Genomic DNA, 14,478 nt, shown 5'->3' on the forward strand with positions numbered 1-14,478 from the left:
CTCCTAAAGTATGTTTTGAACAGCCTGAAGTACGTCCTCAAATGAGGAATATTGCTGGCCGTATTGGATATTTGGTCGTGCTATTAAAATCGTTTCGATACCACATGCTAGAGCGGCTTCTAGTTTTTCATCTACTGAACCCACTTTGCCACTTTCTTTTGTAATCATTAAAGTGACATCATATTGGCGGAATAATGCTTCGTTTAACTCTTTTGAAAAGGGTCCTTGAATGGCTACAATATCTCGTTGTGCCACACCAAGCGCTTCACATTTTTCCATATTATCAAGGCGAGGCAGCATACGCGGAATGACACGAGTATGTTCTAACCCTTGCAAGACCTTTGTAAATGTAGCAAGTGTTTTACTACCTGTTGTCAGCATAATGACGCCTCGTTTTGTTGCAGCTAATTGTGCTGCTTCCTCGTAATCTTTAACGACTGTAATGAGTGGATGTTCGTAATGCTCATTTGCGCGTTCATAGCGGATATATGGAACACCTGCACTTTTTGCCGCTGCCATGGCATTTTTAGAAGCTTCCTCTGCAAATGGGTGCGATGCATCAACGACTAAACGATCCCCTCGTTCAGTAATAAGTGCAGCCATCTCCTCTGCCGTCAATCGACCGACTAAATGAGGCAGTCCAACTTGTGCCAGACTTGTAGCAGCTGAATCCGTGACAACGGTTGCTGTAACAGCATAGCCTGCTGACTGCAATGCAAGTGCAAGATTTCTTGCATCGCTTGTCCCTGCTAACATGAAAATCATTTCACTAGCTCCTCTTCATGATGGTGGTCATGATCGTGGTGGTGATCGTGATCGTGATCGTGGTCATGATGATGGTGATGGTGATGACCATGGTCATGGTCGTGGTCATGGTCGTGATGATGCTCCACGAATGCCGATGCATTAATACGATACTGACATGTATCACAATTCATTTTTACGTCTCCTGCAATGGCCTCTTCCATACGATCTAGCAACACCGTTTTTAATTTTGGATGGTAGCCAAAGTAATCCGCCAATTGGATGTCTAAATCAGCATATGTGGCTGCATAGCTCTTTTGCATCCCCTCCATACGCTCCATTAAAATGCCTGTAAATAAGAAATACGGCAACATAATAATCTTTTTCGCCCCAAGACGATAACAACGTTCGATTCCTTCGTCCACTGTGGGATTCGTTACGCCCATAAATGCACACTCCACTGTCAGTACGTCTAATTGTTCCCAAAGCAAACGACCAATTTTATAAAAATCACTGTTTGCATCCGCATCACTACCACCGCGACCGATAAATAAAATCGCAGTATCTTCTTGTTTTTCTTTAATATTCAGTCCCGTTCCTGATAAACGTTCTGTTAAAATATTTAACACTTCTTCATGCACGCCAAGTGGTCGCCCATATGTAAAAGTTACATCCGGATATTTTAAACGAGCTGCATCAATCGCTGCTGGGATATGAATTTTTGAATGGCCTGCTTGCAATAAAATAATGGGCACAGCATACACCTCTGTAGCGCCACGCTTTACACATGCATCAATACCTGCTGGGATATTAGGTGCTTCAAATTCTAAAAAGCAAGTTTCAACGATATAGCTGTCGTCAATTGAAGGAGTCAATTGTTGAATAAATGTGCGTACCTCATCATTTCCTGCTGCTAAACGGCTGCCATGGCCAATAAATAAAATTGCTTTCATTTCTTTTCTCCTCACTAGTCGCCGCACGGTGCTGGCTCTACTTTTATTTTGGATGACATATCTTGATACGTAAAATGCAATATTTTTTTCACTCGTTTAAAATATTTAAACAAGCGTTCATTTGGATGTGCATTTGCCTTATATTCTTCGATAATCGCGGTAATAAGCGGAATAAGCTGTTCTGGCTCTAACCCCTCTACGACAGGCTGTGCTGCATGTGCTGTTCGACCTACCGGCTTAGCTCCGATAAAGACATCGAATTTACTTTTGCGATAAACAATACCGATATCATCAAACACAGCACGATAACATGCCATGCCACAACCATTAAAGCCAATATTTAATGTTTTCGGCAATGACAACCCACCTAGAGTTGCTTGAAGTTCCTCTGCATATGGGATGGAATCAGCCTTCTCCCCATAACAGAAATCACATGCCTTTAATGACAACACATCCCCAATTGGTGAGAGTAAAAACCCTACTTCTCTCAACTTCTCTGTTATCGCTTGTGGTTCTGTCGTTGGGATTTTCAAATGTATTTGATGGTCTGGTGTATATTCCATCGTGCCTTCGTCTCCCACAACTTCAGCCAATGCCATCATTTGCTGTGGTGTAAAAAATTTATTTGCTACCCCAGGGCTAACAGCTAGTTCAAAAATTGACTCCATTTTTTGTTGAACTAGCTTTGGTGTGGCTTTTGTTACAGTTGTCCCCTGCACCATTGCAAGTGCTGTTGCTGCCATTTCTAAAGACGATTTTGTCGGTGTTGATACAGGTGTAATGGCAATATTACTTTTCATCCGTCCTGCATTTGGATCTGCCGCAAAATCATGGCTTGCAGTACCTGTTTCTTGGTTCATTGCCCACGGTTCATTTTCTTCTCTTAAACGCTGATGAGGACGTAAAGGCTGTTTTTCTTCCCCGAGCGTATATTTACGCTGATAGCCTCGCGGTGTAATCATTTTATTATCATAGAAAAACGTCGAAGAATTGCCGATAATAACCGTTGTTAACATGCCGATATCATGCTCAAGCATCTCCGCTAAAGTCGTCATCGTAATTTCCTGACGCTCTCGGTAGGCACTCTTGACAAGACCTACAGGCGTATCAGGCGAGCGATATTCAAGTAAAATCCGCTGGGCTTCGACAATTTGACGTGTACGGCGACCACTTTTCGGATTATATAAAGCGATGACAAAATCTGCCATAGCCGCTGCTTCCACACGCTTGGCGATTAAATTCCATGGCGTTAAATGGTCACTTAAACTAATGGTGCAAGAGTCATGCATAATCGGTGCACCTAGTAAACTTGCACAGGAATTGATAGCTGAAATACCTGGTACGATTTCGACTTCAACACCTGTTGCTTCTGTCCAACCAAGCTCAATCAGTACTTCATAGACAAGCCCCGCCATCCCATATACACCCGAATCTCCACTTGAAATAACGGATACAATATTGCCAGCTTCCGCTTGACGTACTGCTTCTTGCGCTCGTGAAACTTCTTCTGTCATGCCCGTACTAACAATCGACTTTGCACTAACTAAATCTTGAATAAGCTCAACATACGTTTTATAGCCAATGATAAATTCACTTTGTTGCAGTGCCTCCACAGCACGAGTCGTAATATGGTTAAAATCACCAGGGCCAAAGCCCACAACAAAAATCTTTCCTTTTTGCGCCATTTTTTACCCCTCTTTCACCTTGTCGATGCCTTTAATGGCTGTTGTTTGTGGTGTACGCTGTAATGTACCTTCTTTCAGCGTAAAAACATGTTCACTATGTAAAGAATCATGGTTTAAATCTTGTACAAGTGTTCTTCCGTGTTCAACCGATGGCACACGATACCAATTTCCTTGTGGATAAGCGATGACAACACAGGCATCTTTGCATCTGCCATTACAGCGCGTTCTTGTCGTATGTATTTCCTTATCAAGTGCTAATTTTTCGATTTCATCTCGTATTGCTAGGGTAATTTCCTCTGCCTCTTTTTTCATGCAGCTACTGCCATTACAAATAAAAAGATGCGTTTTCATTCCCTCTAAGTTCCAAGTTGTCATTGCTTTTCTCCCCTCATTTACTTTTAGGAAAAAGAAAAAACCTTCACTCTATATCGAAGAGTCAAGGTTTTGTAGAAGCCAAAATAAAAACGAATATACACGTATCCGCTCTCGCTTCACTTCTCCCTCCGAAAAGTTTGCATGCCATCAATAAGCAGGTTTCCTGACTTAAGCTTCCTTTTACTCTCGCGCCTTCCCAAGTTTTCAGTGGCATTGCGATTTCATCAGCTATTACAGTAGCGGGGGCTGTATCGGATTTACACCGATTTCCCTATTATCTCGAAATATATCGAGCACTTATAGATGTATTTATATTAAATTAAAAAGCTGTATGTTTTTAAAAAGAATTGAAAAACTGTCTCTATCATAGCCTATTTTTTTAATACTTTTCAACATTTCTTTTTCATTTATTAGATTTTTAATAAAATTTCAACAAGTAATTCATTGAAAGCGACAGCTATTCTCTTATATTTATCTGAATTTTCTAGAATGTCAAATAACAAAAAAAATTTTTTTATAAAAAAAGATAGCTTGTGAATGGAAAAACATGTTACACTGTGTCGTGAAATCTCACAATTTCATCTTTTTTCGGTGCGAAGTGTAGCCATTTCGCTTAAAAGGGAAGCCGGTTCAAGTCCGGCGCGGTCCCGCCACTGTACTAGGGAGTTTTATAGAGAATGTCACTGTCCAATGGACGGGAAGACCTATAAAACGTTGAACTAAAGCCAGGAGACCTGCCGAAAAAAACGTGATCGTTTCAACCTACGAGGATAGGTGTGCGGCTTGGCAGATGATGATTCTATTTGCTTTTTCAGCTATGCACTTTTCCTAAATTAGGAGAAGTGCTTTTTTATTGCGCACGCTACATTCAAAAATTTTGATTTAAGGAGGAGAGATTTTGAAATTATCTTTTTGGAAACTTAGTTACTTCCTACTAGCATTTTTACTAGTACCAAAACAAGCATTTGCCATGCATATCATGGAAGGATTTTTACCGATTGAATGGGCGATATTTTGGTGGATTATTTCAATTCCATTTATTATTTTAGGGTTACGCTCAATTCGCAAAACAATTGATGAAAACCCTGAAACGAAAATGATTTTAGGGCTATCAGGGGCATTTGCATTCGTCTTATCTGCATTAAAAATTCCATCTGTTACGGGCAGTTGCTCACACCCTACTGGTGTTGGACTTGGCACAGTCCTGTTTGGCCCATTAGCAATGAGTGTGATTGGGACAATCGTCTTATTATTCCAATCGTTACTTTTAGCGCATGGTGGCATTACCACTCTTGGCGCAAATGCTTTTTCCATGGCGATTGTAGGACCAATGATTGCGTATGCTGTTTTTAAAGGCGCTCAAAAAATCGGTCTATCCTTTTCTCTCGCTGTCTTTTTTGCAGCAATGCTTGGGGACTTAGGTACATATATTGTCACGTCCGTTCAACTTGCACTTGCCTTCCCTTCAGAAGTAGGAGGCTTTATGGCTTCATTCACAAAATTCGCTAGTATTTTCGCGTTAACACAAATTCCACTAGCAATTAGTGAAGGGATTTTAACTGTCATTGTGATGAATTTCTTAAAAAAATACAATGTAAGCGAATTAAAAGCTTTACGTGTTTTCTCTGCAAAGGAGGCACATTAACATGAAGAAAAATTTACTGTTACTAGCTATAGTGATACTTTTAGCAATCATCCCTCTATTCATCCAAAAAGGCGCTGAATTCGGCGGTGCTGACGGTGAAGCTGAAGCAGCCATTGGTGAAATAAACAAAGACTACGAACCATGGTTTGAAAGCTTATGGGAGCCACCAAGTGGTGAAATTGAAAGTCTATTATTCGTCTTACAAGCCGCTATTGGCGCTGGTTTTATTGGCTATTTCGTGGGCTATATGCGCGGTAAGCATAAAGAAGGTTAAACGATGTTACTCATTGATAAGTATGCTTATATGAATAAACTAGCGTCCGTTCATCCGTTAGAAAAAATGACGTTCTCCCTTGGGTTGTTGCTATTGTCGCTTATCATGAGAGATGAACAAATTTCACTCATTACATTTCTTGTAATGAGTGCTTTTATCATTTTAGGCGCAAAAATTCCTTTACAATATTATGCAAAACTACTGCTTTTACCGAGTTTTTTCTTGCTCTCCAGTTTACTATCTATTTTGATTTCGATTGCACCTACTGCTAGTATTTTGCCGGCGCATCTATGGACGTTTTCGCTAAGCGAGTGGACAATTTTCATTGGAAATGACAGCTTGATAACAGCACAGCAACTATTTTTCACCGTTTTGGGCAGTATTAGTTGTTTATATTTTTTAATTTTAACGACTTCCGTACAATCCATTTGTTATGTCTTACGGCAATGGCGGTTGCCAACTTTATTTGTAGAGTTGATAGAGCTAACATACCGTTTTATTTTTATCTTTTTAAATAGCATGCAAAAAATTCATCTTGCACAACAAGCTCGTCTTGGTTATCAGTCACCATTGCAATGGCTTCGGTCGATTTCCATGCTTATTGCAGCACTGTTTGCCGAAATGTTCCAACGCAGTCGCGAACTAAATAATGCGATGCAGGCGCGCGGTGGTGAGGCTGTCTATTGGCAAGAAAGTAGTAGCTACAACAAGAAAAACTGGTTAGGCATTGTTATTATTTTCGTATCCCTCATTATCTATGGAGGTATTTCACATGACTGAGCTTTATTTTGATCTTCAACATTTATCTTATGCTTATGCAGACGGCACTACAGCCTTAACAGATATTACTTTGCAAATACCAAAGGGAAAAAAAATTGCCCTGCTCGGTCACAATGGCGCAGGTAAATCTACGTTATTTCAGCATTTAAATGGTATTTTAAAACCGACAGCTGGCACTATTTCTTTTTGTAACGACACGCTTAGCTATTCTAGAAAAGCATTAGCAACATTACGACAACAAGTTGGCATCGTCTTCCAAGATGCGGACAATCAACTTTTTTCTGGTACTGTCAAGCAAGACATAGCTTTCGGGCCATTAAATCTTGGCTGGTCAAACGAAAAAATTGAAGAAAAAATCGCGTGGGCTGTTGCGCAAACAGAGGTTGAAGCGTTGCTTGATAAGCCCATTCACTTTTTAAGCGTTGGACAAAAGAAACGTGTTGCTATGGCTGGTGTGCTCGCAATGGAACCTTCCGTCTTACTATTAGACGAACCGACTGCTGGGCTAGATACTTATTATGCAGCACAATTTTTACAGTACTTAGCTAAATTAGAAGATGGGCAACGTACGTTTTTATTAGCGACACATGATATCGCTTTAGCCTATGAATGGGCGGATCAAATAATCGTGATGGAGGCAGGGAAAATCATTTATAATGGGGATCCAATCGACATGTTTTACGAAGAGGAATTGCTTGAAAAAGCCCATCTTGAACGACCATGGGTATTTGAAATGACGCTTGCCTTACAAACGAAAAAACTATTGGGTGACAACATAGCAATGCCTCGTTCCAAAAAGGATTTACACAAACTTATTGAACAGCTTTAAGATCTTTCCGTGAATAACTAGTAATAGAGGCTAATTCACTAAACACTCTTTCTCAAGGGACAATTCTTGTCATCCCTACCCACTTCTATTTTAATATCCTGTACGTAACGAACAGTGTTGTTGTCAAACACTGGTTCGTTACGTACAGGACTATTAACATCCCACCGACTTTCACTCCACAAAAAAACAAGCAATAACTTATGCGAAAAACCATATAAAACAATTATTTATAAACCAATATACTAGTTATAACAAAAAAACTTGTAAAAAAATTTTATTGTGGTATGAAACCTTTCTCTTTACCATCCGTTATAAATATTGTAGTTTATAATTTTTTTAAGGAGGTAAAAACAATTGAAAAACTGGGTGATGAAATCAATCGCTGTCGTAGCATGTTCTGCCTTACTGGTTCCTGCTGCTTCTGCCTTTGCTGAAGCACCACAGAACCCAGAATCAGTGAAAACTATGCTCGCTAGCAACAACAAACAAGGAGCGAAGCAGTTCAACAAACAAACAGGAGGAAACGAATGGATTAGTGATAATACGATTATCGTCAAACATTCGGGTCTTGCTAAGAACGTACATAGTAAAATAGGTGCAAAAGTAATTCGCTCCATTCCTTCATTAGGTTATGATGTAATCCAACTTAAAAAGGGACAATCGTTAACAGAGGCTGTTTCCTACTACGCCAAGCAAAAAGGCGTAAAAAGTGTATCCCCAAGCTACAAGTATCATTCCTTTAACACTATTGTAGATCCAAAGAAAAAAGATATGTATCATTTGCAGCTACTGGAAATTGATAAAGCACTAGCATTAGCTGGCAATCATGATGTAAAAGTAGCCGTTATCGATTCGGGTGTAGACTATAAACATCCCGATTTGCAAGCGCAAGTACTGCCACCATATAATGCGGTAAAACCTGCCGACTCTCCTGTTGCTGATCCACACGGAACGCATGTCGCGGGCATTGTTGGCGCAACAAAAGATAATGGAATTGGTGGGCACGGGATATCTCCTAATGCCAAAATTCTGCCAATAGACGTCTTTAACGGACAAGAAGACGCTAGTGACTTTGCCATTGCACAAGGTATTCTTTATGCCATCGAACAAAAAGCAGACGTGATTAATATGAGTCTTGGTGGCTATGGCGAGTCTCCTTTAATAGAGGAAGCTGTAAAAAAAGCGCTTGACAATGGTATTACCATTGTAGCCGCTGCAGGCAATGAATCAACCGATCGATACTCCTTCCCTGCTTCTTTTGAAGGTGTTATTAGCGTTGGTGCTACAAATGAACAAAATAAATTAGCTAGTTTCTCAAATTATGGTCCTTCAGTAGACATCGTTGCACCAGGTGAGGATATTTATAGTACCGTTTATGATGAAAAAAAAGGATCTTCTTTTGCTATATTTAGTGGGACATCAATGGCATCACCTGTTGTTGCAGGTGTAGCGGCACTATTAAAATCTAAATACCCGAATTTAAAGCCTTATGAAATAGAAGCTATTCTTGAATTGACTGCTAAAGATTTAGGAGAACCAGGCTACGACCTTACGTATGGACATGGTCTCGTTGATCCTGTTAAAGCGCTACAATTTGATATTAATAATCTACCTAAACGCTATAACGAAACAAAAGAACAACGGTTGAATAACGCCAAAGTACTGAAAAAGAATGTTCTAAATACAGAAAAAGGTGAGTTTAGGCTTCCAGAAGAGAAAAAATGGTACAAGGTTGATTTAAATGCGAATGAATATGCTCAATTATCTTTAAAAGGTGCCGAAAATTACGATTATGCATTTGATTTATACTTCTACCCTACTGGTTATAGTGGCGATGTAGAACCGATTAAAGTAAATGATGTGCGCGTGAACCAACAAGAGGGCTATCTATATAAAGCAGAGCAACAAGGAACACTTCTTATTGGTGTAAAAGACCATAATGGAGGCTATAGCTTAAAGGGCAAGTCTTACTTTACATTTACAGCTCAAACAACAAACACATTACCAATTGATAATTTAACGACGATCGATCAAGCAGTGGAGATACAAAAATTCCCATTCAATACACAAGGAAAAAACTATACACTGCTTTCTAAAGATCATGAGAGCGACCAAGACTATTTCACATTCACTGTTTCAAAGCCAACGACGTTGAAATTTGATTTATCTGGTATCCCTGGTGTAACTGCATCTTTAGAACTTTATCTGAAAAGAGATTTTGAACATGAACCTTCAGAACAAGGTGACGATGAAGAGGATGATGAACGCCTCCCAATCTCTGCATTAAGCAGCAAATCAAAAGGCGAAGGAGTTAGTCTTATTGTCGATGTCGAGCCTGATGAAGAATATGTCTTAAGCGTTACAAATAATAGTGATAACGATTCTTCATTCGATTCTTTCTTAAAGTTCTTAAGCGGCGGCATTGACAATGAAGAAAACGATAGAATTAACGAATCCATTATACCTTACACATTAACTGGTGAAGTCGTTTATTTACCTGAAGATGAAGATGGTCTTCCATTAATTGAACCAACACAAGAAGCCGAGGAAAATAATCCTTCTTCACCTGCTCCATCTAAAACAAAAAAACGTCAACAGAACTTTAACAAAAAACTATTTTCAAGTATAGAATTATCTGATGAAGAAGAAGACTCAAAAGTAATTTTGGAGCATGCAATTCCATATACGATTGGTAAAGAGTACAAAGCATACTTCCAAACAGATGAGGATATTGATTATTTTATTTTCACACCACAAGAAGATGCCATCTATAGTTTCCAACTTCAAAAAGGCAAAAATCAAAGACCAACTGGTAGTATTTTAGAATATGATGAGGAAACGAAAGAATTGCAACTAATTTCTTCATTAACGAATGATCCAGCGATTATTTCACGACTATACGGCATAACAATCAATGAAAATGATCCCAAGACAATTGCATTGAAAAAGGGCAAAACTTATGTTGCTAAAGTCTTAAATTTCGGAGATCGTTCTACCGAACCATATATTTTTAAAGCAAATAAAATTGCAGCAATTCCCCAAGACCAAAATAAAGGAATCAATACAGCTGAAAATGCCCGTTCAATTGAATCTGGTACCAACTATCAAAATAAACTCGTTTTTTATGATGATACAAATTATTACTACTACAAACATCAGGGCGAAGATACAGTATTAAGTCTTCTCATCAATTCCGAGCCCTATACTAATAAGCAAGGAACGTCATTACCAAGAGAGCTACAAATAGATTTGAAATTTATGGGCTCTATCATTGAAGATACTAATGGTAATAAGCAAATTGACGGCAATGAAATGCAAACAGAAATTCCATTTGGTCAAGGTGAAAGCTTTTTTGAAAGGCTGCTCGGTATATCAGGGACATCCGCGCTAAATACCTCATTTAAAGTAAAAAAAGATTATGGTTATTTTATTGCTGTTAATACAATTGATAACGGTTTAGTTTCGACTCAGCCATATAATTTAACGCTCTTTGACCATAAAAAGGATGATGAGGATGCGGATTCTAAATTAGTCAATGGTATACCTACAAAGCCATCTTCACTAACGAGAAAAGACGATAAATGGGTAGCTAGCCAATATTTAAATGCTAGTGTACCATTTGGCGATAAAGATTATTTTGAATTTTTCAATCATAGTAAGCGAAATGTAACGTTTACCTTACTAACCGAAAAAGGATTGGATGGTGTTATTCGTATTATTGATGCAAAAGGACGCACAGTAAAAACCATCGATTATTACGGGGCAGATGATGCCGAACTAGGTATTGTCGCGTTAGAACCAGGAACATATTATATAGAAGTTAGTGAAGCAAATGGTCGAGCTAGTACGCAACCGTATACACTTGAAATAAATTAAAGCTCATTTTTTCTGTTCCCTTAAAGCAAAAGAGTTTTTTTAAATAAATTTTTGCTAATATAAAAATATAGAAAATGAATAATAAATTAGAAAGAAAAACAAGTTGTTGGTAGCGAAGGTAGTGCCTCCTGCGAAGAACACACACAGCGTAAGACGCGAGCATTCTATGCGTTAGCGAAGGTTGCGGCTTACTGTGCTGAGCGGAAAGCACCGCCTAAGCGGACAACAACGGCGCAGCAAAAAAGTGTTAGATTGATGGCCATCAATCTAACACTTTTTCTCTTTTTACTAACCAAAATACTTTACATAGTTACAATATTGATCTTGTTTCATATTCAGATTTTCATATAATTTTCGGGCATGTACATTGTCCGCAGCCGTTTGTAGTGTCACATAACGTGCTGATTGCTGCTCACAATATTGAAACACTTTTTCCATCAATGCTTTGCCTACCCCTTGGCCTCTCGCTTCATCTGTGACGTAGATATCATTAAGTATATAGGCACGCTGTAATGCGATGGAAGAAAACGTTGGGTACAGTTGTGCAAACCCTATTGATTTCCCATTTTCCACAGCAATAAAAATAATGGATTCTTTTAAAGCCATCCGTAATTGGATAAATGCTTTGGCACTGCTAATATCTGATTCTAGTCCATAAAACTGCCGATACTCATCAAATAACACTGTTACATCTTCTAATTCATCCATTGTTGCGTGAAGTATTTCCATTTCATTCTTCTCCCCTTATGTCTACCCTTGATGGTCTTAAAAATGTATGTAGCTAGTGTTTATTATAAAGGAAATGAAAGGATAAAGATATTATCAATAGGACTTCACTAGCATTATGAGACATTCAAAAGGTGCCACCTTTGATGTCACGAAGGACTTCAAAAATAGCACCCTTTCTTTAATGGAAATATTGATCTACACGTTGTATTACTTCATCAGCGGAAAGCCCAGCTGCATCAATAATAGGACCTGCCATAATAGGATCACTAATGCCCATCACATCTCTATCTTGTCCTGTAATTACGCAAGCATCACATTTTTTTGCATCTGCTTCATTACGAAGCTGAATCACTTCATATCCTTTTGCTTTTAAAGCGTCTTCTACATTTGATAAAGATTGTTCAACACCAATAATTTTAGACATTCTTCTTCCACCTCCTATATGTTAATGTGCCATATAGGTTACCTAATTATTCACTTATTTCATATTTTATTATGTACAAATAACACAGGCTTCAGATAGCTACAAAATCACCTAACAATATACATATAATCCAATTCCGTGTGATATACTGTAAAAAAGTTTTAACCTTTAATCACTAACAGGATGGGAGGATAAACATGATCTATAGTAAAACGGCCAAAACAATAGAAACAGAGCGCTTACTGCTTCGTCTATTTCAGGAATCAGATGCACAAGCAGTCAGCAATTATTGTAATAATTATAATATCTATAAAAGCACATTAAATTTACCTTATCCTTATTCATTAGAATGTGCGCTGACATGGATTGCAAATCATGAAAAGCATTATGATCAGGAGACTATGTATGAATTCGCTATAACAGACAAACAAAGCGGACAGTTATACGGGGCAATCGGTGTTTCCAATCATCCACAATATAAAAATGGTGAAATTGCCTATTGGATCGGTGAAGAACATTGGGGCAATGGCTATGCAACTGAAGCCGCTAAAGCACTGATTGATTTTGTATTTACAGAGAAAAACTATCATCGTGTTTATGCTCGCTATTTTAAATCAAATCCCGCTTCTGGAAAGATTATGGAAAAGTGTGGTATGCAATATGAAGGTACTTTAAAAGATCATATTTATAAAAATAATACATTTGAAGATATTGTTTTTTACGGAATTATTAACCCAAAAGAATAAAGGGCAAACTAGGTGCTTACGTCACAAAACGTAAGCACCTTATTTAAGATCATCTAAAAAATCTTTACTAAAGCTTGTCTGTGATTGAAAAGATGATCGCTTAGCAATATCTGCTCCTCGTTTAATGATGCCTTTGCCAAATCGTTCTTCCATCTCATCTACTACCTTTAAAATCGGCTCCTCTTTGACATGCTCTTCAAAATTAAAAAATGTTAATTGTTGTGTCATTTCTTTCATATTGCTGACATTTGAAATGGTTACGCCTAATAATCGGACAGGCTCCTCATTCCAATGTTTTTGAAAAAGGCTCCATGCATGTTCAATAATATCCTCTTTTAAATAAATTGCATTGTTAACCGATTTACTGCGCGTATAGGTTTTCCAATTAGCTGTACGAATTAAAATACTCACCGTGACGCCAGCCAGTTTTTTAGCATTTAAACGATCTGCTACCTTTTCAGAAAGTGTAGTAATTAGTTTATATAATTCATTTCTATCGGTCGTATCGTGCGAAAGTGTTGTCGAGTTCCCTACACTTTTCGTATCATATATTGCTTCGGGATCAACAGGTCGATCATCCTCACCATTCGCCTTCTGTTTCATGCGAAAACCATTGATGCCAAATTGTTGCTTTAATAGCCGTTCATCTGCCACAGCTAATTCTCCAATTGTTTGTATACCCAACTTTTTCAACTTCTCTGCTGTACTTTTCCCAACTCCATGCATTTCTATGACATTCAATGGCCACAGTATAGATGGCACATCACGCTTACGTAATATGGTAATCCCCATCGGCTTTTTCATATCGCTTGCCATTTTCGCTAAAAACTTATTCGGTGCAACACCTATTGAACAAGGTAATTGTAATTCGTTCCAAATGCGATCTTGTATGCTTTGTATAAGTTCCATTACATTTTGCCCTTCTATCATAGGCAGTTGCATATACCCTTCATCAATAGAAACTGGTTGAAGAATTTCACTATATTCTTTTAATAAGTTAAAAAATGCTTTAGAAGCTGCTCGATATCGCTCAAAATTTGGTGGAAGGACAATTAAATCAGCACATTTTCTTCTTGCCTCACCGACGTTCATCGTTGTATAAACACCATTTTTTCTAGCTTCATAGCTACATGTAATCACGATACCTCTTCGCTCTTTTGGATTACCTGCAATAGCGATTGGTTTTCCTTTTAATGAGGGATCGTAAATTTGTTCCACAGAGGCATAAAAGCAATTCAGGTCAATATGTAAAATAATTCTTCCTTTATGCATTTTCTTTCACCTCATTAATTATTATCTACAAAGAAAGAATGTATCGTTTCTTCGTCATGCTAATCCTTCAACTTAAACTTTATCTATAGTTTATCACATACAAGAACTTTTGTTCCTTTTTTCACCGACTTGCTTTTTTTGCGGCA

The 14,478-nt window shown here is 38.2% G+C and carries 13 protein-coding genes and 2 riboswitches; of the genes, 6 read left to right on the top strand and 7 right to left on the bottom strand.

The window, feature by feature from the left end:
- Positions 1 to 3: 3 nt before the first annotated feature.
- Genes cobK through MHH88_RS13125 form a run of 4 tightly spaced genes read right to left on the bottom strand, consistent with a single transcriptional unit; the run spans position 4 to position 3,757 of the window.
- The gene (gene cobK / locus MHH88_RS13110; RefSeq protein ID WP_339258596.1) at positions 4 to 765 is read right to left on the bottom strand and encodes a precorrin-6A reductase; all 762 of its coding nucleotides are present in this window, start codon (positions 763 to 765) and stop codon (positions 4 to 6) included.
- Entirely contained in the window at positions 762 to 1,697 is a 936-nt protein-coding gene (locus tag MHH88_RS13115; RefSeq protein ID WP_339258598.1) for a sirohydrochlorin chelatase, read from the bottom strand. The genes cobK and MHH88_RS13115 overlap by 4 nt, the downstream gene beginning before the upstream one ends.
- 14 nt (positions 1,698 to 1,711) lie before the next feature.
- Positions 1,712 to 3,382, bottom strand: a complete 1,671-nt coding sequence (cobJ, locus tag MHH88_RS13120; RefSeq protein ID WP_339258600.1) for a precorrin-3B C(17)-methyltransferase — start codon at positions 3,380 to 3,382, stop codon at positions 1,712 to 1,714.
- 3 nt (positions 3,383 to 3,385) lie between these two features.
- Positions 3,386 to 3,757 (bottom strand): (2Fe-2S) ferredoxin domain-containing protein, encoded by a 372-nt coding sequence (locus MHH88_RS13125; RefSeq protein ID WP_024361113.1) that lies wholly within the window; start codon positions 3,755 to 3,757, stop codon positions 3,386 to 3,388.
- Positions 3,758 to 3,892: 135 nt separating this feature from the next.
- Positions 3,893 to 4,073, bottom strand: a riboswitch (cobalamin riboswitch).
- A 256-nt stretch (positions 4,074 to 4,329) separates the two neighbouring features.
- Positions 4,330 to 4,514, top strand: a riboswitch (cobalamin riboswitch).
- 141 nt (positions 4,515 to 4,655) lie between these two features.
- On the opposite strand from MHH88_RS13125, the gene MHH88_RS13130 reads away from it, so the two are divergent.
- From MHH88_RS13130 to MHH88_RS13150, 5 genes are all read left to right on the top strand, one after another.
- The gene (locus MHH88_RS13130; RefSeq protein ID WP_339258602.1) at positions 4,656 to 5,402 is read left to right on the top strand and encodes an energy-coupling factor ABC transporter permease; all 747 of its coding nucleotides are present in this window, start codon (positions 4,656 to 4,658) and stop codon (positions 5,400 to 5,402) included.
- Between the two features lies 1 nt (position 5,403).
- Positions 5,404 to 5,676, top strand: a complete 273-nt coding sequence (locus MHH88_RS13135; RefSeq protein WP_069513136.1) for an energy-coupling factor ABC transporter substrate-binding protein — start codon at positions 5,404 to 5,406, stop codon at positions 5,674 to 5,676.
- 3 nt (positions 5,677 to 5,679) lie between these two features.
- Complete coding sequence (gene cbiQ / locus MHH88_RS13140) at positions 5,680 to 6,456, top strand: cobalt ECF transporter T component CbiQ (RefSeq protein ID WP_339258605.1); 777 nt, start codon at positions 5,680 to 5,682, stop codon at positions 6,454 to 6,456.
- Complete coding sequence (locus MHH88_RS13145; RefSeq protein WP_339258607.1) at positions 6,449 to 7,285, top strand: ATP-binding cassette domain-containing protein; 837 nt, start codon at positions 6,449 to 6,451, stop codon at positions 7,283 to 7,285. The genes cbiQ and MHH88_RS13145 overlap by 8 nt, the downstream gene beginning before the upstream one ends.
- A gap of 354 nt (positions 7,286 to 7,639) precedes the next feature.
- Positions 7,640 to 11,161: a S8 family peptidase gene (locus MHH88_RS13150; RefSeq protein ID WP_339258609.1), complete on the top strand. Its 3,522-nt coding sequence runs from the start codon at positions 7,640 to 7,642 to the stop codon at positions 11,159 to 11,161.
- A 288-nt stretch (positions 11,162 to 11,449) separates the two neighbouring features.
- Here the strand turns inward: MHH88_RS13150 and MHH88_RS13155 are convergent, their stop codons facing one another.
- Positions 11,450 to 11,890, bottom strand: coding sequence for a GNAT family N-acetyltransferase (locus MHH88_RS13155; RefSeq protein ID WP_069513132.1), 441 nt, complete (start codon positions 11,888 to 11,890; stop codon positions 11,450 to 11,452).
- A 178-nt stretch (positions 11,891 to 12,068) separates the two neighbouring features.
- The gene (locus MHH88_RS13160) at positions 12,069 to 12,314 is read right to left on the bottom strand and encodes a YkuS family protein (RefSeq protein WP_024361120.1); all 246 of its coding nucleotides are present in this window, start codon (positions 12,312 to 12,314) and stop codon (positions 12,069 to 12,071) included.
- Positions 12,315 to 12,511: 197 nt separating this feature from the next.
- On the opposite strand from MHH88_RS13160, the gene MHH88_RS13165 reads away from it, so the two are divergent.
- Positions 12,512 to 13,060 (top strand): GNAT family protein, encoded by a 549-nt coding sequence (locus MHH88_RS13165; RefSeq protein ID WP_339258612.1) that lies wholly within the window; start codon positions 12,512 to 12,514, stop codon positions 13,058 to 13,060.
- A gap of 39 nt (positions 13,061 to 13,099) precedes the next feature.
- Here MHH88_RS13165 and MHH88_RS13170 read toward each other — a convergent pair whose 3' ends face one another.
- Positions 13,100 to 14,332, bottom strand: a complete 1,233-nt coding sequence (locus tag MHH88_RS13170) for a DNA polymerase IV (RefSeq protein ID WP_339258614.1) — start codon at positions 14,330 to 14,332, stop codon at positions 13,100 to 13,102.
- Positions 14,333 to 14,478: the final 146 nt, after the last annotated feature.

Origin of the sequence: Lysinibacillus sp. FSL K6-3209 (assembly GCF_037976175.1) — a bacterium.
Taxonomy (GTDB): domain Bacteria; phylum Bacillota; class Bacilli; order Bacillales_A; family Planococcaceae; genus Lysinibacillus; species Lysinibacillus sphaericus_D.